This is a genomic window from Micromonospora sp. ATCC 39149 (assembly GCF_000158815.1).
GTDB lineage: Bacteria > Actinomycetota > Actinomycetes > Mycobacteriales > Micromonosporaceae > Micromonospora.
In genome coordinates, this window is sequence record NZ_GG657738.1 from 4,307,269 (window position 1) to 4,330,937 (window position 23,669).

Below are 23,669 nucleotides of genomic sequence, written 5' to 3' on the forward strand. Positions count from 1 at the left end.
CCTCGACGGCGGCCAGGGAACCGACCGCCAGCACCCCGACCAGCACCCCGCCGACGCCGTCGCGCAGCGCGGTGACCACCACCGTGCCGGCGGTCACCCCGGCGACGAGCGCCCCGGCGGCGTCCACGGCGAAGCCGGTGGCGGCGAGCCGTCGTTCCAGCCGGGCCAGCCGGCGGGCCCGATCGGCGGCGGCGTCCAGCGCGTACCCGGTGGCACCGAACGCGGCCAGGTCGGCGGCGCCGTGGACAAGGTCCACGGCGTCCGTGGCGAGCGCGCCGCGCAGCGGGGCCACCCGGTCGGCGGCGTGCCGGGTCAGCGCGGTGGCCGCGAGCGGCAGGGCCACCCCGGCGACGAGCAGGCCCAGCGCCAGCACCCCGGCGGCGGGGAGCGAGATGGTGGTGGCCCCGGCCACGGCCAGCACGCTGACCACCGTGGCGGCGGCCCCCGGGACGAGCACCCGCAGCAGCAGGTCCTGCACGGCCTCCACGTCGGACACGAGCCGGCTCAGCGCGTCCCCGGTGCGCTGCCGGGCGGCGTCGCGCCGGGCGGCCAGGGCGGCGAAGACCCCGGCCCGGACGTCGGTGATCATCCGCAGCACGGCATCGTGGCCGGCGAGGCGCTCGGTGTAGCGGAACACGCCTCGTCTGATCGCCAGCGCCCGGACCGCGACGATCGCCACGGTGAGCCGGTCCAGTGGTGGCCGACCGGCGGCGCTCATCAGCAGCCAGGTGGCGGTGGCCATCAGGGCCAGCCCGGCGAACTCGGTGGCGGCGGCGAGCAGACCCGCGCCGACCAGCCGGCCCCGGTACGGCCGGGCCAGCCGGAGCACGGCCCGCTCGGCGGCCCGGACGCTGCCGCCGGCCACCGGGGCCCCGTCGGCCGGCAGCGGGATGGCGAAGGCGTCGTCGGCGGGACCGGTGCTCATCGGGCCGCCCCCTCTCCGGCCGGGGCGGGGGCGACCTGCCCGGCCGGTCGGCAGCCGCTCGTCGGGTCGGGGGTCACCCCTGTGGCCGGGGTGGTGGTCAGCTCGGTGACCCGGTCTTCCTCGACCCGCAGGATCCGGTCGGCGTCGGAGAGCAGCGCCGGCCGGTGGGCCACCAACAGGGCGGTTCGCCCGGCGACGAGCCGGCGGGTGGCGGCCAGCACCCCGGCCTCGCTGGCGGTGTCCAGCCGCGCGGTCGGCTCGTCCAGCAGCACCACCGGCGCGTCCCGCAGGAACGCCCGGGCCAGGGCGACCCGCTGCCGCTGGCCGCTGGACAGGCCGTGCCCGCGCTCACCGAGCACGGTGTCGAGCCCGTCGGGCAGGGCGGCGACCACCTCGTCCAGCGCGGCGGCGGCGACCGCGCCGGCGAGCGCGGCGTCGGGCGTGCCGGGGGCACCGAGCCGGATGTTGTCGGTCAGCGAGGCGGCGAAGAGGTGGGCCCGTTGCGGCACCCAGGCGACCTGACGCCGCCAGCCGTCCGGGTCCGCGCCGGCCAGGTCGACGCCACCCACGGTGACCCGGCCCTGCGTCGGGGCGACGAAGCCGAGCAGCAGGTTGAGCAGGGTGCTCTTGCCCGCGCCGCTCGGCCCGACGATCGCGATCCGCTCGCCGGGCCGGATTGTCAGCGTGACGTCCCGTAGCGCCACGGTCCGCTCGTACGCGACGGTCACGCCCTCGAACCGGATCTCGGCGCGCCCGTCGGGGACGGGCCGCGACCCGGCGGTGGCCGTGGCGGTCGGGTCGGCGGCGGAGAGGGTCAGTGCCTCGTCCAGCGCGGCCAGCCCCTCCATGCTGGCGTGGAACCGGCTGCCGGCCGCCCGCAGCGGCAGGTACGCCTCCGGGGTGAGCAGCAGCACCAGCAGCGCGGTGGACAGCGCCAGCCCGCCGCCGAGCAGCCGGATGCCCACCGGCACCGCGACCAGCGCCACCGACAGGGTGGCGACCAGCTCCAGCACCAGCGCGGACAGGAACGCGATCCGCAGCGTGCGCATCGTCGCGGCGCGGTGCCCGTCGGCCATCCGGCGGACCACCTCGACCTGGCCCCGGGCCCGGCCGAACGCGCGCAGCGTGGGCAGGCCGGCGACCATGTCGAGGAAGTGCCCGCCGAGCGTCGACAGCCGCCGCCACTGCCGCTCGGTGGCGGCCTGCGCCTGCCAGCCGAGCAGCGCCCCGAAGACCGGGATCAGCGGCAGGGTCAGCGCGACGATGACGGCCGAGCCCCAGTCGGCGAAGGTGATCCGGGCCAGCACGGCCACCGGGACGGTGACGCTGAGCACGAGCTGCGGAAGGTACCCGGTGAAGTAGGCGTCCAGGGCGTCCAGCCCCCGCCCGGCCAGGGTGGCGAGCTGCCCGGCCCGCTGCCCGGCGACCCAGCCGGGACCGTGCCGGCCGACGGCGGCGAGCAGGTCGGCCCGCAGCGCCGCCTTGACCGTCGCGGCGGCCCGCGCCGCCACCGTGCCCTGGGCCCAGGCGACCAGCGCCCGCCCCACCACGGCGGCCAGGAAACCGGCGAGCGCCGGCCGGGCCAACCGCCCGTCGAGCGCGGCGGCCAGCACCGTGGCCAGCGCGGTGGCCTGCCCCACGACCAGCAGCGCCGTCAGCCCGCCGAGCACCGCGAGCACGGCGAGGTCGCGCCGGGCCGCGGGGACCCGGCGGAGCAGACGTGGGTCGAAGGGACGGCGGCTCACCAGCACACCGGTGCCCTGCCGTCGGTTCGTCCCCGGAACACCCACCAGCACATCGCCTGGAAGCCTAGTAGGGCCGGCAGGAGCGCGCAGCGCCAGCCAGCCCAGCACCGTCAGCGTCGGCCCGCTGGCCGCCGCGTCGGTCACGCTCAGTGATGCCGTCGGTGCGACGGTGGAGACCAGCGCGTAGGGCCACAACGCCGCGCCGACTCCCGCCACCGGCAGCGCCAGCGCCGCCGAAGTGGCGGCGAAGGCCACCCCGGGCAGGTGCCGCGCGTGCGCCGCCCGGGCCACCAGCAGCGCCGCCACCAGTACCAACGGCAGCAGTACGGCCGGCAGCGGGCGCTGCGTCGCGGCGCGTACCCGATCGGAGAGCGCGCCCGCGACGGCGGCCAGGGCGACGGCGGCGAGCGCCACCGCGACCAGCCGGCGGGCGGTACGGGCCAGCGGTGCGGCGTCGGCGGCCGACAGCCGGAGCGTGAGGAACGTCGCACCGTGCACCGCCACCAGGGCCGTCATCGCCAGCCCGGCGAGGGCCGCGAACGGGGTGGCCACGTGGCCGACGCCCGTGACGTGCCCGTCGGCGGCCAGCGGTACGCCCTGGAGCAGCCCGGCGAGCAGCGCCCCCCAGCCGAACGCGGCGAGCAGGCTCCCGGCGGCCACCATCCGGTCCCAGGCGGCGCGGGTCGGCTCGTCGGTCGGGCGGCTGCGCAGTTGCACGCCGACGGTCACCATGATCACCCCGGCCAGCGCGGCGGCGACGACGGGGTAGAAGCCGGACAGCAGTTCCCCCTCCAGGGTGGGGAACGCGCCGAACAGAATGCCGACGGTCGCCACCAGCCAGACCTCGTTGCCGAGGAAGAACGGGCCCACGGCGGTGAGGGCCGCCCGGCGGCGGGCCGGCGGGCCGCCCCGGGCGAGCAGCAGGCCGACGCCGTAGTCGTAGCCGCCGAGGACCAGGTAGCCGGCGAGGAAGAGCCCGAGCAGGGCGTACCAGGCGAGTTCCACAGGGGCCTCCTCAGCCGAGGACGGGGACGGGACGGGACTCGTCGGCGGCTGGGCCGGGCCGGCGGCCTAGGGCGGGATCGGCGGCTCCCCGGGCGGCGTACCGGGCGAACAGCACCCAGTTGGCGACGGCGAGCCCGCCGAGCAGCAGGGTGAAGCCGATCAGCGAGGCGAGCATCACCCCGGGCGCGACCGGCGAGACCGCCCGCTCGGTGGAAAGCAGCCCGTACGCGACCCAGGGCTGGCGGCCCACCTCACGGGCGATCCAGCCGAGGATCACCGCGACGAAGGGCAGCGGCAGCGCCAGCAGGATCAGCCAGAGCGGGAAGCGCAGCCGGATGAACCAGTCCCGCCAGAGCAGGGGGAGCAGCAGCCACAGACAGCCCAGGAGGAGGCCGATCAGGATCATGAAACCGAGCCCGACGTCGGCCAGCACGGGCGGGGTGTAGTCGCCGGGCCCGAACCGGGAGGTCCATTCGGCGACCAGGGCGTCGCGCTGCGCGCCGCCGCCGAACTTGGTGGGCTGCGTCTGCCCGACCGGCCCGAACTGGGCGAAGCCGAAGCCCTGCACCAGGCTGATCGAGACCGCCGCGGTGACCAGGCCGATCCGCAGCGACGTGCGGAACAGCGCGTGGTCCGGGGTGCGCCGGATCAGGTGCCAGGCGCTCACCGCCGCCATCAGCATCCCGCCGGTGAGCAGGGCGGCGGCGACCACGTGCCCGAAGGCCAGGCCGAAGGTGGGATTGGTCAGCAACGCGCCGAAGTCGGTCAGGTGGGCCACCCCGTCGCGCACCTCGTAGCCGACCGGGTTCTGCAGCCAGGCGTTCGCCACCATGACCCAGAACGCCGAGGCGTACGCGGTCAGCGCCACGCCCCACAGCAGCGCGAGGTGCACGCCCCGGCGCAGCCGGTGCCAGCCGAAGATCCACATCCCGAGGAACGTGGACTCCAGGAAGAACGCGACCAGGGTCTCGATCGCCAGCGGGGCGCCGAAGACGTTGCCGACGTAGCGCGACAGGCCGCTCCAGTTCAGCCCGAACTGGAACTCCATGAGCAGGCCGGTGGCGATGCCGAGCACGTAGTTGATCACGTAGAGCTGACCCCAGAACCGGGTCAGCCGCTCGTGGACGGGATTGCCGGTGATCGTCCAGGCCGTCTGGAGCCCGACGAGCAGGGTGACCAGACCGAGCGTGACGACGACGAAGAGGAAGTGCAGCGAGGTGGTCGTGGCGAACTGGAGACGGGCGAGGAGCAGTTGATCCATGGCCGCCCTCCGGTAGTAGGCTCCCTTGTCGTAGGAAGACTACACGTAGGCTCTCTACCTATCGCCCCGCATGTCGGTGGCCCGGCAACGGGCAGGCGAGCCGGCCCCGTGGGACACGGGCCCAACTCGGGCGAGGCGTCCGGGTCGGACGTGTCCGGTCGCGCGTGTCCGGGTCGGACGTGTCCGGGTCGGGCGTCAGCTCAGGAAGAGGGAGACCGGCAGCGCGACCAGGGTGACCGCCACCGCCAGCGCGGCGGCCCCGATCAGCCGGGGCGGCCGGTCGGCGACCAGCAGCCGCTGGACCCGGACGTCCAGGTCCCGGTCGCCCAGGCCGAGGGTGCCGGCCGGCGCGATCCGGTGGCCGGCCGCGGCGAACCGGCGCAACGCCCCCGCGAGGGGAGCCTCGGCGTGCAGCTCCCGGGCCTTGTCGTCGGCGCGCATCTCGACCAGCAGGGCGACCCGCTCGTGCGCGTCGCGTACCCAACGGAACCAGGGCAGCGCACGGCACAGCGCGGTGAACGGCAGCAGCACAAGGTCGTGGCGCTCCTGGGCGTGCGCCCGCTCGTGGGTCAGCACCGCCGCCAGCTCGGCCCGGTCGAGCATGCTGAGCGCCCCGGCGCTGACCACCACCCGGGGCCGCACGCCCGGCAGGCAGTACGCCGCCGCGCTCGGATGGTCCAGCACCAGCGCCCCCGGCACCTCCGGGTCCCGCCGGGCCACCAGGGCGAGCAGGTCCCGGTGCTGCCGCTGGGCCCGGACGGTCGCCTGCACGCTGCGTACCGTCGTGGCGAGCAGCGCCGCCCCGATGCCGAACCCGACCCCGACCAGACCGAGGTGGACCGCGCCGAGCCCGGCCGGCAGGGTGCCGTGGGTCAGGTCGGTGGCCAGGGCGAGCAACGCGCTGCCGGTCGGCCGGTCGTACGCGGCCACGCCGAGCGCCATCGGCAGGCCCATCGCGGAGAGCCCGAGCGCGAGCCCGACCGCCTGCCAGCAGACGATCGCGATCCGGGGGGCCCGCCACGTCCAGGTGGACGCCGCCAGGACCTGAGCGGTCAGGTAGCAGGCCAGGACCGTCGCGGCGAAGTGCACGGCGTACGCCATGACGGCGGCCCTACCGGTCCGTCGCCTCGTCGGCCAGGGCCGGCTGCCCGGCCCGGTCGGCGCGCGGCGCGTCGACGCGGTCGGTCAGCGGGCCGCCCGCCTCGGCGCCGAGGGCGGCGCGCAGCACCTCGGCCTCGGTGCCGGTCACCGACCGGGCGAAGCGCACCAGCGCGGCGTCCCGGCTGCCGCCGAGGTCCAGCGCGTCGAGCATGAGCTGGGCGATGTGCGCCTCGCGGCTGGCCGCGGCCTGGTAGCGCCAGGCCCGCCCCTCCCGCTGGCGCCGCACCATGCCCTTGCCGGCGAGCCGGTCCAGCACGGTCATCACCGTCGTGTACGCCAGCTCGCGGCCGTCGAGGGCCTCGGCGACCTCGCGCACCGTCACCCCGTCCGACGTGCCCGGGACGGTGTCCCACAGCACGTCCATCACCGCCCGCTCAAGATCACCCAACCGAGTCACGCGGCAATCCTACCCCTCGTAGTAGATCCACCCCACCCGCCGCCCACCCCTGCCTCCGGCGGCCGGGTGGCGGGCGGGTCGGTGGACGGGTCGGTGGGCTCAGACGCCCTTGGGGTGCCAGACCGTCTTCGTCTCCAGCAGCGTCGTCATCCGGGTGAGGCCCGGGTCGGCGTACCAGTCGTGGTCGGCCGGGGCCGGCCGAATCACCCGCTTGAGGTTCTCCGCCGCCCTGACCTCCAGCTCGGTGGCGAGCGACGCGTCGCCCACCCCGGTCAGGTCGATCGCGTTGACGTCCAGGTGCGCCGCGAGCGTCGGCACCGTCTCGGTGATCGCACCGGTCAGGACGTTGACCACCCCGCCGGGCAGGTCGGAGGTGGCCAGCACCTCGGCCAGGGTCACCGAGGCCAGGGGCTGGGTCGGCGAGGCCGCCACCACCACCGTGTTGCCGGTGACGATCGCCGGGGCGATCACGCTGACCAGGCCGAGCAGCGCGGGGGCCTCGGGGGCCACCACGGCCACCACCCCCGTCGGCTCGGGCGCGGACAGGTTGAAGTACGGCCCGGCGACAGGGTTCGCACCGCCGTACACCTGGGGGAGCTTGTCGGACCAGCCCGCGTACCAGACCCAGCGGTCGATCGCCGCGTCGACCTCGTCGGCCGGCACGCCGAGCGCGACGAACTGCTCGCGGCGGCCCTCCAGCATCTCGGCGACCCGGTAGAGGATCTGACCCCGGTTGTACGCGGTCGCCCCGGCCCAGCCCTTCACGGCGGCGCGGGCGGCGACCACGGCGTCCCGCGCGTCCTTGCGGGAGGCCAGCGACACGTTCGCGGATTGCACGAGATACGACCGTCCCGACTCGCTGCGCGGGAACTTCCCGCCGATGAAGAGCTTGTACGTCTTGCGTACCGCGACCCGCTCAGACACCGAGGTACCCCTCCAGCCCGTGCCGGCCGCCCTCGCGACCGTAGCCCGACTCCTTGTACCCGCCGAACGGCGAGGTCGGGTCGAACTTGTTGAACGTGTTGGCCCACACCACCCCGGCGCGCAGCCGGTCGGCCATCCACAGGATCCGGGAGCCCTTGTCGGTCCAGATCCCGGCCGACAGCCCGTACGGCGTGTTGTTGGCCTTCTCGACGGCCTCGGCCGGGGTGCGGAAGGTCAGCACGGACAGCACCGGACCGAAGATCTCCTCCCGGGCGATCCGGTGCGCCTGGGTGACCCCCGTGAAGATCGTCGGCGCGAACCAGAACCCGCGCTCGGGCAGCTCGCACGGCGGCGACCAGCGCTCCGCCCCCTCGGCCTCGCCCGCGGCGGACAGCTCGCGGATGCGGGCGAGCTGGGCGGCCGAGTTGATCGCCCCGATGTCGGTGTTCTTGTCCAACGGGTCGCCGACCCGCAGCAGCGCCATTCGGCGCTTCAGCGACTCCAGCACCTGCTCGGCGACCGACTCCTGGACCAGCAGCCGCGACCCGGCGCAGCAGACGTGCCCCTGGTTGAAGAAGATGCCGTTGACGATCCCCTCGACCGCCTGGTCGACCGGGGCGTCGTCGAAGACGATGTTCGCGGCCTTGCCGCCCAGCTCCAGGGTGACCTTCTTGCCGGTGCCCGCGACGGACCGGGCGATGGCCTTGCCGACCTCGGTCGAGCCGGTGAACGCGACCTTGTCCACGCCCGGGTGCTCGACCAGCGCCCGGCCGGTGTCGCCCGCGCCGGTGACGATGTTGACCACGCCGGCCGGCAGCTCGGCCTGCTGGCAGATCTCGGCGAACAGCAGCGCGGTCAGCGGGGTGGTCTCCGCCGGCTTGAGCACCACCGTGTTGCCGGCGGCCAGCGCCGGGGCGATCTTCCAGGCGAGCATGAGCAGCGGGAAGTTCCACGGGATGACCTGCGCGGCCACGCCGAGCGGCCGGGGGTTCGGGCCGAAGCCCGCGTACGGCAGCTTGTCTGCCCAGCCCGCGTAGTAGAAGAAGTGCGCGGCGACCAGCGGCAGGTCGACGTCCCGGGACTCCCGGATCGGTTTGCCGTTGTCCAGGGACTCCAGCACGGCCAGCTCGCGGGAGCGCTCCTGGATGATCCGGGCGATCCGGAACAGGTACTTGGCCCGGTCCCGGCCCGGCATCGGGCCCCACACCTTCTCGTACGCCGTCCGGGCGGCGCGGACCGCCCGGTCCACGTCGGCGCTGCCCGCCTCGGCGATCTCGGCGAGCACCTCCTCGGAGGCGGGGTTGACCGACTTGAAGCCGCCGCCGTCGGCCGGGTCGACGAACTCCCCGTCGACGAACAGCCCGTACGAGGGCTTGAGGTCCACCACCGAGCGGGACTCGGGGGCGGGCGCGTATTCGAAGATCACGCTCAGTCCAGGGTGAAGTAGTCGGGACCGGAGTAGACGCCGGTCGTCAGCTTGGTGCGCTGCATGAGCAGGTCGTTGAGCAGGCTGGACGCGCCGAACCGGAACCAGTCCGGGTCCAGCCAGTCCGGGCCGACGGTCTCGTTGACCATAACCAGGTACTTGATCGCGTCCTTGGTGTTCTTGATGCCGCCGGCCGGCTTCACGCCGACCTGCCGCCCGGTGGCGGCGCGGAAGTCGCGGACCGCCTCCAGCATCACCAGCGTCACCGGGAGGGTCGCCGCGACGGGAACCTTGCCCGTCGAGGTCTTGATGAAGTCGCCGCCGGCCAGCATGGCCAGCCAGGACGCCCGGCGCACGTTGTCGTACGTGGCCAGCTCGCCGGTTTCCAGGATCACCTTGAGGTGGGCGTCCCCGCACGCCTGTTTGGTGGCCACGATCTCGTCGTAGACCTCGCGGTAGCGGCCGGCCAGGAACGCGCCCCGGTTGATCACCATGTCGATCTCGTCCGCGCCAGCCGCCACTGCGGCCCGGGTGTCGGCGAGCTTGACCTCCAGGGGTGCCTGCCCGGACGGAAACGCGGTGGCCACGCTGGCCAGGTGCACCACGCCGGGTCCGGCCGGCGCGTTGCCGTCCGGTCCGCCGGACGGCCGCCCGGACCCGGCGGATCCGCGCAGCACCTCGGCCACGTACGGGACCATCGCCGGGTAGACGCAGACTGCGCCGACGTGCGGGCAGGACGGGTCGGCCGGGTCGGGGCGCAGTGCTTTGGCCGCGAGCGCCCGCACCTTGCCGGGGGTGTCGGCCCCCTCCAGGGTGGTCAGGTCGACCATCCGGATCGCCAGGTCGATCGCCCGGGCCTTGGCCGTGGTCTTGATCGAGCGGGTGCCGAGCTGGGCCGCCCGCTGCTCCGCGCCGACCTGGTCCACGCCCGGCAGGCCGTGCAGGAAGTTCCGCAAAGCGGTCTCGGATCGTCCCAGCTCGGAGAGGTCCGACCGGGCCGACGTCGCTGTCGCCGTCATGCCCGGAAGTCTACGCACCCGCACGCCTCGTGATCTTGATCACGCGGCGAGGTCGGGCCCGACCTTGGGCACCTGCCCTACCTTCGAACGCCAACCGTCCAGGGTTGCCGCACGGGCCGGGTGAGCGGCGTCGCTCCTCGTGTCTCGGGGCCCGGGCGTTCGGTAGGTTGGGCGATCGTGGACGTACACGTCATTGACCATCCGCTCGCCCAGTCGCGGCTGACCGCCATGCGGGACGCGCGCACCGACTCCTCCAACTTCCGGGCCGCGCTGCACGAGCTCACCACCATGCTCGTGTACGAGGCCGCCCGCTCCTTCCCCGTCGAGAAGTACCCGGTGCAGACCCCCGTCACCGACGCCGAGGGCACCCGGCTGGCCAACCCGCCGCTGCTGGTACCCGTGCTGCGGGCCGGTCTCGGCATGGCCGACGCCGCGCTCGCCCTGCTCCCCGAGTCGTCCATGGGCTTCGTCGGCCTCGCCCGCGACGAGGAGACGTACGAGCCGCGCGCGTACATGGAGTCGCTGCCGCGCGACCTCGCCGGCCTGCCCGTGCTGGTCCTCGACCCGATGCTGGCCACCGGCGGCTCCCTGGAGCACTGCTGCCGGCTGCTGGCCGAGCGGGGCTGCACCGACATCACCGTGCTCTGCGTGCTCGCCGCGCCCGTCGGCATCGCCCGGCTGGAGCAGTCCGGCCTGCCGCTGCGCCTCGTCACCGCCGCGATCGACGAGAGCCTCAACGACCGGATGTTCATCGTGCCGGGCCTCGGCGACGCCGGCGACCGCCAGTTCGGCGGTATGCCCCGCTTCTGATCGCAAGGAAGGGCCCCCTGTTAACGCCTGCGGTATAGCGGGGTTCCCCTCTCACCGGGCGAGTGCGCTCGTGGGCGAGTTGGGGGCGCACGGGGTGCGCTCAGGCGCTACCGTCTCCGGCCATGACTGGTGTTGCGCTGGCCGAGGAATTGCTGCTCCTCGCGTACGACGACGAATCCGGCAAGGCGACCATGCCGCGGATCAGCCTCGACCTCGGGATGGCCGCCGCCGTCCTGATCGAGCTGGCCCTCGCCGGCCGGGTCGCGTACGTCGATGGGAACCTGGTGGTCACGGACCCCGCGCCCACCGGCGAACCGATCCTGGACGAGGTCCTGGGCCGGATGGCCGCCGACACGCCGCACACCCCGTCCTCCTGGGTGCAGCGGCTGCGCCACGGCCTGCGCGACCGGATCCTCGGCGACCTGGTCGCCCGGGGCGTGGTGCGCGACGTCGAGGAGACCGAGCTGGGCTTCATCCACGTGCACCGCTACCCGACGGCGGACGCCACCGTGGAGGAGGACTCCCGGCGGCGGCTGGCCGAGGCGCTGGCCGGCGGGCAGATCCCCGACGAGGCGACGGCGGCGCTGGCCACCCTGGTCGCGGTGCTCCGGATGGAGCCGGCGCTCGGCCTGACCGGCGACGCCGCCGTCGACGCCCGGCGTCGGCTGGAGGAGATCGCGGGCGGGGCCGGCTTCTCCGGCACCGTCAGCCTGGACGACTCGGTGGTCCGCCCCTCGGTGGCCCTGGTCGTCACCGCCCTGGGCAAGGCGGTCGACGCCGCCCTCGGCAAGCGCGCCTGAGGCCCGGGCCGTCTGAGGCGCACGCGCCCCTGCGGCCCGGGCTGTCTGAGGCGCAGGCACGTCTGAGGCGCGGGCTGTCTGAGGCGTGGGCAGCCCTGGGGCGCTGGCCGCGTCTGAGGCGTAGCCGGGGGTTGGTTCGTTGCGGAGCTGTCAGCGGGTGAGGCGGTTGGCCTTGACCTCGGTGACGAAGGCGGACCAGGCGGCGGGCGGGACGGTCAGGGCCGGCCCGCCCGGGTCCTTGCTGTCCCGGACGCCGACGATGCCGGTGAGGTTGTCGGCCACCTCGACGCAGTCCCCGCCGTTGGTGCCGCTGCGGGTGCTGGTGCGCCAGCGGGCGCCGGTCAGATCACTCATAGCACTCTCCCCGGATGGCATCGATCAGCTCCGCTGATTGTCGCGCGCCGAGGGCGAGCGAATCCAGACCCCTCCAGACCCGTTCGTACGCGGCGATCTCCGTCGGCTGGTCGAGGTAGAGCGCGCCGGTGAGCCCCTCGACGTAGACGGTCGGCGGCTCGGTCGGGCTGCCGAGCGCCGAGAGCGGGAAGTCGAGCAGCACGAACGTGCCGGCCTCGGCGGCCAGCGGCGGCCCGGCGGCCAGCGGCAGCACCCGTACGGTGATGTTGTGCCGTTCGCCGACGGCCAGCAGGTGCCGGAGCTGGTCGGCCATCACCGATCGGCCCGGCACCGGGCGGCGCAGCACCGCCTCGCTGAGGATCACGGTCAGCTCGGGGGCCGGGGGCAGCCGCCGGGCCAGCAGCCCCTGCCGCTGAGTCCGGAAGCCCACCGCCTTCTTTCGCTCCTCCTCGCCCAGCTCGGGCCGGTTGTGCTCGAAGAGCGCGGTGGCGTAGCCGGGGGTCTGCAACAGCCCCGGCACCAGCTCCGCGTTGTAGTGCCGAATGCTGCTCGCGACGTTCTCCAGGCCGACGTAGAGCGAGAACCAGGCCGGCACGGAGCTGCCGTGGGCGTGCCACCACCCCTCGGCCCGGCTCACCTCGGCGAGCCCGAGCAGCACGCTCGCCTGGTCGGGCGTGGCCCGGTACAGCTCGCAGAGCACCCGGACGTCCGGTGTCTTGGCCGAGGTCAGCCCCCGCTCGATCCGCCAGAGCTTCTGCCGCGAGCAGTCCAGCTCGCCGGCCGCCGCGTCGATGCTGATATGGGCGCTCTCGCGGAGCTGGGTGAGCAGCCTGCCGAGCTGCCGTCGCGGCACGGTCGAGCCATTTGTTTCACGCACCGTGCAACACCTTTCCGCCGGAAATGCAACGCCCGGGCACCGCAGCCGCAACGTCGAAGAAAGCGAATGCCAATGGTGCCGGGTAATGGTGGGGCCTGATGTGCTGATGCTATTCAGACGAGCCCTTCGTGGGCAAGGGATCACGCGGGGTGAGCGTGCCGCGTTCCCGGTCCGGCGCGGAGGGCCGCCGGAGCGGCGCAGCCAGCGGTCGCAAGCGGTTCATCGTGACCGGCACCCTGGGCCGGCTGGTCACCGTCTGGGTCCTGGCCGCCTCGTGGCAGAACCCGTGACGGCGCGGAGGGCACCCTGCTCGCCGCGCACGTGGCGAACAGCCGCACCTTCGACACGCCCGACCGACAGATGCGCGGAACGCTCTCGGTTCGCCCGTTTCGGGCCCGGTCGAAGAGGTCAGACGATACTGTGATGGCCAGTGAGGCCCGGTGCTGGCTCTTCTTCCACCCGATTGTGCAGCCTGCCGCACACCGTTGATGATCTTGTTGAGAAGCAGTGATCCCTAGGACGGGGTAAACCCATGTCACTCCGGAATGCTCTCTATGATGTCCAACTCGGACCAGGGTTCACGCACGTCATATCTCTGCATTTCGACGGGCACTACAGTGGCCCAGCGGTGCTGTTCTACAACAGCAATGACGGCACGGCCGCCTTCGGTCCAGTCAATGCCCACGACGAGATGCCACCCGAGTGGCCTCCCCGCTGGCAGCGCAATTTCGGGAAGGGGTGGACCTCCGTCGTTCCCGTCGTGCAGAACGACAGGCGGTATGTCCAGCTCTACGATGCCCTTACCGGCAACAGCGCCGTGTGGCAGGTTGTGGACAACGAAGACGGTTGCGAGCAGGTGTGGCCGCCTGATGGCCAGAAGGACAACTGGGGCGCTGGATGGTCGTCCGTAGCGCCCTTCGAGGTGAACGGCGAGGGTGGAAAGCGGCAGTGGCTGTTCCTGTACAACAAGACAGACGGCAGTTGCATGTTCCGTAGTTATTCCTCGGACGGGCCCGCCACCCAAGCCGGGCAGCGGCCGACGCAGCGCCCCGGACCCGGGTTCACGTCCATTTCGGTCACGCTCCCAAACACCTTGCCGGTGCCGGTCATCCTGGCGTACAACACCGAGACGGCCGATGTCCGGCTCTACGAGATCGTGATCAAGACGGACGCCCAGGACCTCTCGCCCTTGCCGGCAGAACCTGCAAAGCCCTTCGAGAAGGGATACACCAGCCAGCTGCTGTATCCCTATGGCGGGGAGGATGTTCCTGCTGCGCTGAGCTACGCGAGCGCTAACGGGAAAGCCCGCCGTGACGATGTGACTGCCAGTGGCTTCGGCGCTACGTACACGCTCAAACAGGGCCCCGGGTTCACCTCATTGGTCACCTACTACTACATCCAAGTGGCACGCATCATGTTCTACGACATGGATAGTGGCAGGACGGTGGCTTACCTGGCCGCATATCACCACGAACCTGGGGGCGACACGCCAACCCGCTGAGAGAGCGTCGGAAGCGGGAGCACACCTCATCCCTGCACCAGGGCGGCGATTTCCGTGCGGAGTGCCGCCAGCGTGGCCGCCGCGCGCGTCCGGGCCGCCGGCACGTCGCCGTCCGCCACCGGCTCCACCACCTCCAGGTACGCCTTGAGCTTCGGCTCGGTGCCCGACGGGCGGATCACCACCCGTGCCCCGTCGGTACGCAGGATCACCACGTCCGCCTCGGGGAGCAGGTCCCGCGCCTCGGTCACCGGGCGGCCGAGCAGGGTCGTCGGGGTGGCCGCCCGGACCCGGGCCATCGCGTCGGCGATGATGCGCAGGTCGTCCACCCGCACCGAGAGTTGGTCGGTGTGGTGCACGCCGAACTCGGCGGCCAGCTCGTCGAGCCGGTCGGTGAGGGTGCGCCCCTGCGCCTTCAGCCCGGCGGCCAGCTCGGCGACGGTCAGCGCGGCGGTGATGCCGTCCTTGTCGCGGACGTGCTCCGGGGCGACGCAGTAGCCCAGCGCCTCCTCGTAGCCGAAGACCAGCGGGTCGGAGCCGGCCTCACCCAGCGGTCCGCCGCCGGCCCGGACGATCCACTTGAAGCCGGTCAGCGTCTCGTCGTACGGCAGGCCACGGGCGGCGCACATGGCCCGTAGCAGGGACGACGACACGATGGTGGTGGCGTACAGGCCGTGGACGCCACGGCGCATGAGATGGTCGGCGAGCAGCGCCCCCACCTCGTCCCCGCGCAGCATCCGCCAGGCGCCCCCACTCACCGGTGCCGGGCCCGCCGCCCGGCCGTCGCGGACGGCCACCGCGCAGCGGTCCGCGTCGGGGTCGTTGGCGATCGCCAGGTCCGCCCCGGTGCGCTCGGCGAGCGCGACGAGGAGGTCCACCGCCCCCGGCTCCTCCGGGTTGGGGAAGCTGACGGTCCGGAAGTCCGGGTCCGGCACCGCCTGCTCGGGCACCACGCCGGGGATGCCGAAGCCGGCGCGGGCGAAGGCGGCGGTCAGCACGGCCGCGCCCACGCCGTGCAGCGGCGTGTAGGCCACCTTCAGGCTCCGGGGCCCCGCCGGGTCGACCACGGCGGCGGCCCGGTCGACGTACGACACGACCACGTCGTCGCCGACGACCTGCCCGGCCGGGCCCAGCGGTACGTCGGCCAGCGGGCCGACCGCCCGGATGGCGGCCTCGATGCCGGTGTCGGCCGGCGGCACGATCTGCGCCCCCGCGCCCAGCTCGCCGCCGAGCTGCGCGCCGAGGTAGACCTTGTAGCCGTTGTCCTGGGGCGGGTTGTGGCTGGCGGTCACCATCACGCCGGCCGCCGCGTCGAGCTGCCGCACCGCGTACGCCAGCACGGGGGTGGGCAGCGGGCGGGGCAGCAGCAGCGCCGGGCGGCCCGCGCCGGTGGCCACCTGGGCGGTGCGCTCGGCGAACTCCCGCGAGCCGTGCCGGGCGTCGTACCCGATGACCAGCGGCCCGGTGGCGTCCTGGGCGGCGAGCCAGGCGACGAGCCCGGCGGCGGCCTGGGTGACCACGGCGAGGTTCATCCCGTTGGGGCCGGCGCGCAGCGGGCCGCGCAGCCCGGCGGTGCCGAAGGTCAGTGGCCCGGCGAACCGGTCGGCCAGCTCGGCCGCGCTCGCCGGCAGCCCGTCGAGCACGGCCTCCAGCTCGTCGCGGGTGGCCGGGTCGGGGTCGTCGTCGAGCCACCGCCGGGCCCGGTCGCGAAGGTCGTCCAGATCGCGCGTGTCGTCGAGGTCAGTGGTGTCCGCCGCCATGGCTCTTGATAGCACGGCGGCGGCTCACCACGTCGCGTCGGCCCGCCCGGCCGGCGTCGCGTCGGCCCCCGGCCCGGCTCAGTCGCTCCCGCGGAGCTTGAACGACGCCACCATCTGATCGAAGATCGGCTTGCTCTCGGCGAAGCGGGCGTCGGTCGAGGAGAGGTAGAACGAGTAGACCTTGCCCTCGTGCACCACCCCGCGCCACACGCCGTGCCGCTTGCCCTCGCCGTCGCCGCAGGTGTACTCGAACTCGGCCGCCGCCTTGCCGTCGAGCTCCTGCTCGGTCATCGACACCTGGTTGTACGGCTTCTGGCAGGAGGCCGACCGGGTCCGCAGCCCGTTCGCGGCGGTCTCGGCCCAGCGCGTCGACGTGCCGCTCCACCGCTCGGCGAGGATGCGCACCTTGCGGCTGTTGTCCTCCGGATCGATGTAGTCGACCCACACGCCCCCGTCGGCACTGCGCCGCTCCCAGCCCTTGGGCACCTGCACCGTGACGCCCTTGGCCGACTGCTCCTGCATCTCCACCCCGGGGCCGGCGGGCGCCCCGGCGCTCGGCTGCCCCTGCGGGGTGGTCGGCTGCTCCGGGTCGTCGCCGCCGAAGAGGGCGAACACGCCGATCAGCAGCAGCACGGCGACGCCGCCGGCCGCGGCGAGCTGCACCTTGCGCGGCCAGCCCTTGACCGTGGCGACGAGGCGGCCGACCCCGCCGCCGCCGGCGGTGGCCGGGGCGGGCGCGGTGGCCGGGGTGGCCCACGGCTGGCCGGTGCCGGGCACCGACCACTGGCCGCCGCCGTACGCCCCGCCGACCCGCTGGGTGGCGTCCGGCGACGCGCCGAAGCCGGGGACCGGCTGCGTCGCGCCGGGCTGGCTGCCGTAGGGGACCCGCTGCGTCGCGTCGGGCCGGCGACCGAAGGGCACCTGCTGGGTGGCGTCCGCCGAGCCGCCGCCGTAGGGCACCCGCTGGGTGGCCTCCGACGGGCCGCTCCCGTGGGACACCCGCTGGGTGGCGTCGGGCGGGCTGCCGTACGTCATCCGCTGGGTGGCCTCCGGCGCGGTCCCCGCGTCGACCCGCTGGGTGGCCTCCGACGAACCGCCGTACGTCCGGCCGGCGGGCGGGGGCGCGGGCATCGCCCCGGTGGGGGTGTGCAGCGGGCCGGCAAGCGCGTCGGCGCTGGTGTCGTCCAGCGCGGCGGCGGTCGTCGTCTTCCTCTTCCTCGTCTTCTCGCCCCGGCGCAGGGCCGCCAGCCGGTCGGTCAGCGACTCGCCGGGGGCGAGCATCGCCCGGCCGCCGATCTGCCCGCTCGGCTTCGGCTCCGCAGCGGAGGGCGGTGGGGCGACGGCCGGGCGCTGCTTGACCGGCACCACCGCGTACGGGTCGGTGACCGAGTTGACGGCGGTGGCGGTGCTGGTCAGCGGGCCGGCGAGCAGCTCGCGGAGCATCGCGCGGGCGGTGTGCACGTCGAGGCGGCGGGCCGGGTCCTTCTCCAGCAGCCCCATCAGCACCCGGGTCAGCGGGCCGCTGCGCTGCGGCGTGGCCGGCGGGTCCTCGACCACGGCGTGCATGGTCTCGATCGGGTCGCCCCTGTCGAACGGGGGCCGGCCCTCCACCGCCGTGTAGAGCGTGACGCCGAGGGAGAACAGGTCGCTCGGCGGGCCGAACTCCTGGCCCATGGCCCGCTCGGGGGAGATGAAGTGCGGCGAGCCGAGCACCATCCCCGGCGTGGTGAGCTGCACGTCGGTGGGGAGCTTGGCCACCCCGAAGTCGGTCAGCACGCACCGGCCGTCGGTGCAGATCAGCACGTTGGCCGGCTTCACGTCGCGGTGCAGCACCCCGATCGCGTGGGCCACCTCCAGCGCGCCGAGCAGGGCGATGCCGATCTTGGCGACCGCGCGGGGGGCCACCGGCCCGTCCTCGATCACCATGTCGGCCAGGCTGCGGGCGTCCAGCAGCTCCATCACGATCCAGGGGCGACCACCCTCGGTGACCACGTCGTACACCTGGACCACGGCCGGGTGCTGGATGGCCGCCGCCGCGCGGGCCTCGCGCAGCGTGCGTTCGTACATGGCGTCGCGGTCGCTCGGGGCGAGGCCGGGCGGGAGGACGACCTCCTTCACCGCCACGTCGCGCCGCAGCAGGGTGTCTGTGGCACGCCAGACCGTGCCCATGCCGCCATTGCCCACCGCGGACCGGAGCGAGTACCGGTCACCGATGGTGGTGCCGGCTGCCGCACGTCCGTGGGGTGGGCTGACTGGTCCGCCGCTCCACGTCGGGATCTGAGTCACAGAAGAGCCACCGGGGGAAATCGAGGGGGCTGGGACACAACTCCTCTATCTTGCTGGTTCCGACGCCCGATGCGAAACCCGACGCGGCGGAACGTTTACCTAATCGGAGCGAACGTGGCCAGGTGTTCACCCTCGGAGTCGGCGGGGAAAGACAGGGGTGCGATGTGCGCAATCCCTCACCCTCCGGCGCGGTGGCACGTCCTACCATCCGGGGATGAGTGAACCGCGGTCGAGCGAGTCCGGCTTCCCGATCAAGGGTGTCTACACCCAGAGGGACCTGCCGGAGGGTCTGCCCGAGCGGCTGGGCGAGCCGGGGGAGTTCCCGTACACCCGTGGGGTCTACTCCACCATGTACACCTCGCGGCCGTGGACGATGCGCCAGTACGCCGGCTTCGGCACCGCGACGGAGAGCAACGCGCGCTACCACCAGCTCCTGCGCGCCGGCACCATGGGCCTCTCCGTCGCTTTTGATCTGCCCACCCAGATGGGGTACGACTCGGACGACCCGATCGCCCACGGCGAGGTCGGCAAGGTCGGCGTCGCCATCGACTCGATCGAGGACATGCGGCTGCTGTTCCACGGCATCCCGTTGGACAAGGTTTCCACCTCGATGACGATCAACGCCCCGGGGTCGGTGCTGCTGCTGCTCTACCAGCTCGTCGCCGAGGAGGCGGGGGTGCCGGGCGCGGCGCTCAACGGCACCATCCAGAACGACATCCTCAAGGAGTACATCGCCCGGGGCACGTACATCTTCCCGCCGAAGCCCTCGCTGCGGCTGGTCGCCGACACGTTCGCCTACTGCCGGGCGGAGGTGCCGAAGTGGAACACCATCTCCATCTCCGGCTACCACATGGCCGAGGCCGGCGCGTCGCCCGCGCAGGAGATCGCGTTCACGCTGGCCAACGGCGTCGAGTACGTCCGGGCCGCGCTCGCCGCCGGGCTGGCGGTGGACGACTTCGCGCCCCGGCTGTCGTTCTTCTTCGTCGCCCGGACCACCCTGCTGGAGGAGGTCGCGAAGTTCCGTGCCGCCCGGCGGATCTGGGCCCGGCTGATGCGCGACGAGTTCGGCGCGAAGAACCCGAAGTCGATGATGCTGCGCTTCCACACCCAGACGGCGGGCGTGCAGCTCACCGCCCAGCAGCCCGAGGTGAACCTGGTCCGGGTGGCGATCCAGGGGCTGGGCGCGGTGCTCGGCGGCACCCAGTCGCTACACACGAACAGCTTCGACGAGGCCATCGCGCTGCCCACCGAGAAGGCCGCCCGGCTGGCGCTGCGCACCCAGCAGGTGCTCGCGTACGAGACGGACCTGACCGCCACCGTCGACCCGTTCGCCGGGTCGTACGTGGTGGAGGCGATGACCGCCGAGATCGAGGCGGCGGTGGTGGAGCTGATGGAGCGGGTGGCCGACCACGGCTCGGTGGTCGACGCCATCGAGGCGGGCTTCCAGAAGCGGGAGATCGAGCAGTCCGCGTACCGGATCGCCCAGGAGATCGACTCGGGCGAGCGGGTGGTGGTCGGCCTCAACCGGTTCACGGTCGACGCCGACGAGCCGTACGAGCCGCTGCGGGTGGACCCGACGATCGAGGCTGCCCAGGCCGAGCGGCTGGCCAAGCTGCGAGTGGAGCGCGACAGCGACGCCGTCGAGCGCGCGCTGGGTGAGCTGCGGGCCGCCGCCGAGGGTACGGCGAACGTGCTGCACCCGATGAAGGAGGCGCTGCGGGCCCGGGCCACGGTGGGCGAGGTCTGTGGCACCCTGCGCCAGGTGTGGGGGACGTACCGCCCCAGCGACCGGTTCTGACCCCTTGTCTCGGATGAGGGGTCGCGGGGCGTAACCGTTCGGGGCTACGGTCGCCTGGTGTGTGTGCCACCCGGGGCAGCCCGGTGTGTGCCACCCGGGGCAGTGGGTAACCCGTCCGGGTGATTGGGACGGACAGCATGTGCGGGAGCAGGTCGGCCCGTCGTGTCACCGTCGGGAGTCGTCCGACTGCCGAGTGCGGTCGGTTACTTGTCCGAGCGGCAGTTAACCGAGACGACTAATGCGACAATTCGGTAGCGACGGCCCCGGATCGACGGTGATTTCGTGACCGCCGAATCGGTTACGGGTTGTAGGAGGTGGGGGGCAGATGACGGCGTTCAACCGCGATCTACCTGCTGTCCCGCAGATTATGGAGCCCTTCCACCAGGGTATTCGTGACGCTGCGCGGTCCGATCGCTACGGGAATGATGTTGCACAGAGTCACCGTCGAAGGTCTAGGCTGGCGGCTGTCATCCCTGATGATCCATCCGTTTCTAGTGATCGAGATTTCGACGTGACGAGTGCGTTGACGCTGCCGAACGGCAGCCACCTGGCGTCGTCGGCCTGGCCGGAGTCGCCGTCCGGGTCGCAGCCTTTGCCCTTCGAGCTCGACCATCTGCTCGCCCTCCGGATGCCCGGCCTTATCGCCACCCGCCGGCACATCCACTCCCACCCGGAGCTCTCCGGCGAGGAGTTCGAGACGGCGGCCCTGATCGCCCGCGAGCTGTCGCTCGCCGGGTTGCGCCCGCGCCTGCTGCCAAAGGGCAACGGGGTCATCTGCGACATCGACGGCCGCCCCGACGGCCCGGTGGTCGCGCTCCGCGCCGACATCGACGCGCTGCCGCTGACCGACGTCAAGGACGTGCCCTACCGGTCCACCAAGGACGGTGTCTGCCACGCCTGCGGCCACGACGTGCACACCACCGTGCTGCTCGGCGTCGGCGTGCTGCTGGCCCAACTCGCCAACCTCGGCGAATTGGACGGCCGGGTCCGGCTGATCTTCCAGCCGGCCGAGGAGATCCTGCCCTGCGGCTCGCTGGAGGTCATCGAGGCCGGCGGTCTCGACGACGTCGTGCAGATCTTCGCACTGCACTGCGACCCCAACCAGCCCGTCGGCAAGGTCGGCCTGCGGGTCGGCCCGATCACCGCCGCCGCCGACAACGTCACCGTCCGGCTCACCGGCCCCGGCGGGCACACCGCTCGCCCGCACCTGACCGTCGACCTGGTCGACGCGCTCGGCCGGCTGGTCACCGAGGTGCCAGCCCTGGTCAGCCGCCGGGTGCCGGCCAACAGCGGGCTGCTGCTCGTGTTCGGCCACGCCTCGGCCGGCACCCGGTACAACGTGATCCCGTCCGAGGCGTCCGCGTCCGGCACCCTGCGGGTGATGGACCGCGACACCTGGGACCAGGCCCCCAAGATCGTCGCTCAGGTGGTGCGGGACGTCATCGCCCCCACCGGCGCCACCGTCGACCTGGAGTACCTACGCGGCCGGCCGCCGGTGACCAACGACGCCCGGGCGATCCAGGTGCTCACGGCGGCGACCCACGCCGCGCTCGGCCCGGAGGGGGTCGCGGAGACCCCGCAGAGCATGGGCGGCGAGGACTTCTCCTGGTACCTGGAGTACGTCCCCGGCGCGCTGGCCCGCCTCGGCGTCGGCCGGTCCGGCCCGAACGTCGACCTGCACCGGGCCTCGTTCGACGTCGACGAGGGGGCCATCGCGGTCGGCATCCGGGTCATGGTGCAGACCGCGCTGCGGGCACTGGCGGCGGCGCGTTGACGGCCGGCGCCGGCGGTCGACGCCGGCGCCGCCGCAGCACCGCAAGCAGCACCGCCACCGGCACGCCGAGGGCCACCGCGAACGGCAGCAGCGCCCCGAGCACGGTGAGCAGCACGCCCAGCGAGGCGACGAACGCCGTCCAGCCGCCGCGCAGGCCGACCACGAAGCCGGTGTCGGGCTCGGTGTCCCGGGCCTCCGCCTCCGGACCGACCAGGGTGAGGGTGATGGTGGAGAGCGAGGTCAGGTCGGCCAGCCGGCGCTTCTTCGCCTCCAGCGAGGCGAGGTCGGCCTCCCGCCTAGCCACCTCGCTCTCCAGCGTCACCAGGTCGCCGATCGAGGTGGCCCGCGCCAGCAGCTTGCGACCGCTCTCGACCCGGGCCCGTTGGGTGGCGATCCGCGCGTCGAGATCCACGGTCTCCTCGGTCACGTCCTCCGTGCGGATCGCCCGCTGCTCCTGCCGGCCGAGCCTCGCCAACTCCTCCAGGACGGCCGTGAACCGCTCCGCCGGCACCCGCAGTTGCAACTCCGCCCGGGCGTCGGCGGTTCCGCCGCTGCTGCGCTCGTCGCCGCCGACGAAGCCGCCGACGCCGGTGACCGCCGTGATGGCGGACCGGGCGGCGGCGTCCACATCGTCCACCCGCACCCGCATGGTTCCGGTGTAGATGATTGACCGCTGGTCGACCCGCAGGTCCGGTGAGCCGCCACCCGCGCCGGACCGCGTTCCCCCGGCATCGGCACCCTGCTCCGCCTTGCCCCCGTCGGCAGGTGCCGCCTGCTCGGGCGCCACCGCCGCCGAAGGCTCTCCCGCCCCATCGCTGTCGGCGCTGCAACCACCGGCCGCCAGCAGCGCCACCAGCCCCACCGCGGTCAGCAACCTGCGTCTTGCGTGTCCGTCCATTCCCGCTCCGATCGTCTACGCCCCATCGGGCGATACCTCAGACGCGACGCGGCACCGCGCCGGTTCCGGCAGACTGCGCTGAGGGACATCACGATTGGGTCAATCGAGGAGTCACGATGCAGCTCACCAAATTCGCCCACTCCTGCCTCCGCGTCGAGCACGACGGCGGTGTGCTGGTCGTCGACCCGGGCGTCTTCAGCGACCCGACCGCGCTGGACGGTGCGGACGCGGTGCTGATCACCCATGAGCACCCCGACCACGTGGACGTCGCGGCTCTCACCCGGCAGCTCGACCGCTGGCCGTTCCGCATCTACGGCCCGGCCTCGCTGGCCGGTGCCCTCGGCGACGTGGCCGAAGCCCTGGAGCCCATCTCACCCGGGCAGGCGTTCACCGCGGCGGGCGTGGCGGTGCGCGCGTACGGCGGTCGGCACGCCGTCATCCATCCCGACATCCCGGTCGTGGACAACCTCGGGTATCTGCTGAACGACGTCGTCTACCACCCCGGCGACGCCCTGGTGGCACCCGAGGACGCCCCCGTGGACACCCTCTTCGCGCCGATCCACGCCCCCTGGTCGAAGTTCTCCGAGGTGCTCGACTTCATCCGCGCGGTCGCCCCGCGCCGAGCCTTCGCCCTGCACGACGGGCTGCTCAACGACAACGGCCTCGCCGTCCTCAACCGTCAGTACGCCGCGCTGTCGGGGACCGACTACCAGCGCCTCGAGCCGGGCAGCCGGCTCGACGTCTGAGCCGTGCCGCCCCCGCAGAGCCTCCTCCGGCGGCTCTACACCGAGCCGCCGGAGAAGTTCGTCGCCACCCGCGACGCCGCCGTCGCCGAGGCCCGGCGCTCCGGCGACCCGGCCACGGCCCGCGAGATCGCCCGGCTGCGCCGCCCGAGGGGTGGCCGCGTGGCTGGTCAACCTGCTCGCCCTGCGCCGCCCCGAGCTGGTCGCC

Annotated in this window: 19 protein-coding genes and 3 pseudogenes; 8 read left to right on the forward strand and 14 right to left on the reverse strand. The window is 73.4% G+C overall.

What is annotated here, in order from left to right; all coding sequences use genetic code 11:
* The 9 genes and pseudogenes from MCAG_RS18625 to deoC all read right to left on the reverse strand — a co-directional run.
* Window positions 1-925 (reverse strand): annotated as a pseudogene (locus MCAG_RS18625) (thiol reductant ABC exporter subunit CydC); the annotation flags it as partial.
* The gene (gene cydD, locus MCAG_RS18630) at window positions 922-2,670 is read right to left on the reverse strand and encodes a thiol reductant ABC exporter subunit CydD (RefSeq protein ID WP_083802442.1); all 1,749 of its coding nucleotides are present in this window, start codon (window positions 2,668-2,670) and stop codon (window positions 922-924) included. The pseudogene MCAG_RS18625 and the gene cydD, both read right to left, overlap by 4 nt.
* Before the next feature lie 147 nt (window positions 2,671-2,817).
* Window positions 2,818-3,675 (reverse strand): annotated as a pseudogene (locus MCAG_RS31090) (cytochrome d ubiquinol oxidase subunit II); the annotation flags it as partial.
* A 10-nt stretch (window positions 3,676-3,685) separates the two neighbouring features.
* Window positions 3,686-4,936: a cytochrome ubiquinol oxidase subunit I gene (locus MCAG_RS18635; protein ID WP_007074533.1), complete on the reverse strand. Its 1,251-nt coding sequence runs from the start codon at window positions 4,934-4,936 to the stop codon at window positions 3,686-3,688.
* A 195-nt stretch (window positions 4,937-5,131) separates the two neighbouring features.
* Window positions 5,132-6,037 (reverse strand): M56 family metallopeptidase, encoded by a 906-nt coding sequence (locus MCAG_RS18640; RefSeq protein ID WP_007074534.1) that lies wholly within the window; start codon window positions 6,035-6,037, stop codon window positions 5,132-5,134.
* Window positions 6,038-6,047: 10 nt separating this feature from the next.
* A complete protein-coding gene (locus tag MCAG_RS18645; RefSeq protein WP_007074535.1) occupies window positions 6,048-6,494 on the reverse strand; it encodes a BlaI/MecI/CopY family transcriptional regulator in 447 nt (148 codons plus the stop codon).
* A gap of 99 nt (window positions 6,495-6,593) precedes the next feature.
* Window positions 6,594-7,418, reverse strand: coding sequence for an aldehyde dehydrogenase family protein (locus MCAG_RS18650; protein ID WP_007074536.1), 825 nt, complete (start codon window positions 7,416-7,418; stop codon window positions 6,594-6,596).
* A complete protein-coding gene (locus MCAG_RS18655; RefSeq protein ID WP_036377481.1) occupies window positions 7,411-8,841 on the reverse strand; it encodes an aldehyde dehydrogenase family protein in 1,431 nt (476 codons plus the stop codon). The genes MCAG_RS18650 and MCAG_RS18655 overlap by 8 nt, the downstream gene beginning before the upstream one ends.
* A gap of 5 nt (window positions 8,842-8,846) precedes the next feature.
* Window positions 8,847-9,863: a deoxyribose-phosphate aldolase gene (gene deoC / locus MCAG_RS18660; protein ID WP_007074538.1), complete on the reverse strand. Its 1,017-nt coding sequence runs from the start codon at window positions 9,861-9,863 to the stop codon at window positions 8,847-8,849.
* 177 nt (window positions 9,864-10,040) lie between these two features.
* Between deoC and upp the strand changes: the two genes are divergently transcribed.
* Entirely contained in the window at window positions 10,041-10,673 is a 633-nt protein-coding gene (gene upp, locus MCAG_RS18665; RefSeq protein ID WP_007074539.1) for a uracil phosphoribosyltransferase, read from the forward strand.
* A 122-nt stretch (window positions 10,674-10,795) separates the two neighbouring features.
* The gene (locus tag MCAG_RS18670) at window positions 10,796-11,473 is read left to right on the forward strand and encodes a GPP34 family phosphoprotein (RefSeq protein ID WP_036374147.1); all 678 of its coding nucleotides are present in this window, start codon (window positions 10,796-10,798) and stop codon (window positions 11,471-11,473) included.
* 150 nt (window positions 11,474-11,623) lie between these two features.
* Here the strand turns inward: MCAG_RS18670 and MCAG_RS18675 are convergent, their stop codons facing one another.
* The gene (locus MCAG_RS18675) at window positions 11,624-11,827 is read right to left on the reverse strand and encodes a DUF397 domain-containing protein (protein ID WP_036374150.1); all 204 of its coding nucleotides are present in this window, start codon (window positions 11,825-11,827) and stop codon (window positions 11,624-11,626) included.
* A complete protein-coding gene (locus MCAG_RS18680) occupies window positions 11,820-12,704 on the reverse strand; it encodes a helix-turn-helix transcriptional regulator (protein WP_036374153.1) in 885 nt (294 codons plus the stop codon). The genes MCAG_RS18675 and MCAG_RS18680 overlap by 8 nt, the downstream gene beginning before the upstream one ends.
* A 149-nt stretch (window positions 12,705-12,853) precedes the next feature.
* Between MCAG_RS18680 and MCAG_RS32700 the strand changes: the two genes are divergently transcribed.
* Window positions 12,854-12,994 (forward strand): hypothetical protein, encoded by a 141-nt coding sequence (locus MCAG_RS32700; RefSeq protein WP_157548124.1) that lies wholly within the window; start codon window positions 12,854-12,856, stop codon window positions 12,992-12,994.
* Window positions 12,995-13,332: 338 nt separating this feature from the next.
* Window positions 13,333-14,205: a hypothetical protein gene (locus MCAG_RS18685; RefSeq protein WP_157548126.1), complete on the forward strand. Its 873-nt coding sequence runs from the start codon at window positions 13,333-13,335 to the stop codon at window positions 14,203-14,205.
* Window positions 14,206-14,231: 26 nt separating this feature from the next.
* Here the strand turns inward: MCAG_RS18685 and MCAG_RS18690 are convergent, their stop codons facing one another.
* Both MCAG_RS18690 and MCAG_RS18695 read right to left on the reverse strand, forming a co-directional pair.
* On the reverse strand, window positions 14,232-15,962 hold the full coding sequence (locus MCAG_RS18690; protein ID WP_036374159.1) for a phospho-sugar mutase: 1,731 nt from the start codon (window positions 15,960-15,962) through the stop codon (window positions 14,232-14,234).
* Window positions 15,963-16,040: 78 nt separating this feature from the next.
* Complete coding sequence (locus MCAG_RS18695; RefSeq protein WP_036374162.1) at window positions 16,041-18,248, reverse strand: serine/threonine-protein kinase; 2,208 nt, start codon at window positions 18,246-18,248, stop codon at window positions 16,041-16,043.
* Between the two features lie 214 nt (window positions 18,249-18,462).
* On the opposite strand from MCAG_RS18695, the gene MCAG_RS18700 reads away from it, so the two are divergent.
* Both MCAG_RS18700 and MCAG_RS18705 read left to right on the forward strand, forming a co-directional pair.
* Window positions 18,463-20,046 carry a methylmalonyl-CoA mutase gene (locus MCAG_RS18700; protein WP_007074546.1) on the forward strand — a complete coding sequence of 528 codons (1,584 nt, stop codon included), beginning with the start codon at window positions 18,463-18,465 and terminating at the stop codon, window positions 20,044-20,046.
* Between the two features lie 511 nt (window positions 20,047-20,557).
* Window positions 20,558-21,820 carry an amidohydrolase gene (locus MCAG_RS18705; protein WP_036374167.1) on the forward strand — a complete coding sequence of 421 codons (1,263 nt, stop codon included), beginning with the start codon at window positions 20,558-20,560 and terminating at the stop codon, window positions 21,818-21,820.
* Here the strand turns inward: MCAG_RS18705 and MCAG_RS18710 are convergent.
* Window positions 21,777-22,718, reverse strand: a complete 942-nt coding sequence (locus MCAG_RS18710; RefSeq protein WP_007074548.1) for a DUF4349 domain-containing protein — start codon at window positions 22,716-22,718, stop codon at window positions 21,777-21,779. The genes MCAG_RS18705 and MCAG_RS18710 overlap by 44 nt on opposite strands.
* Window positions 22,719-22,834: 116 nt before the next feature.
* Between MCAG_RS18710 and MCAG_RS18715 the strand changes: the two genes are divergently transcribed.
* Together MCAG_RS18715 and MCAG_RS31095 are read left to right on the forward strand one after the other, a co-directional pair.
* The gene (locus MCAG_RS18715; protein ID WP_007074549.1) at window positions 22,835-23,464 is read left to right on the forward strand and encodes an MBL fold metallo-hydrolase; all 630 of its coding nucleotides are present in this window, start codon (window positions 22,835-22,837) and stop codon (window positions 23,462-23,464) included.
* A gap of 3 nt (window positions 23,465-23,467) precedes the next feature.
* Window positions 23,468-23,669: pseudogene (locus MCAG_RS31095) on the forward strand (hypothetical protein); the annotation flags it as partial.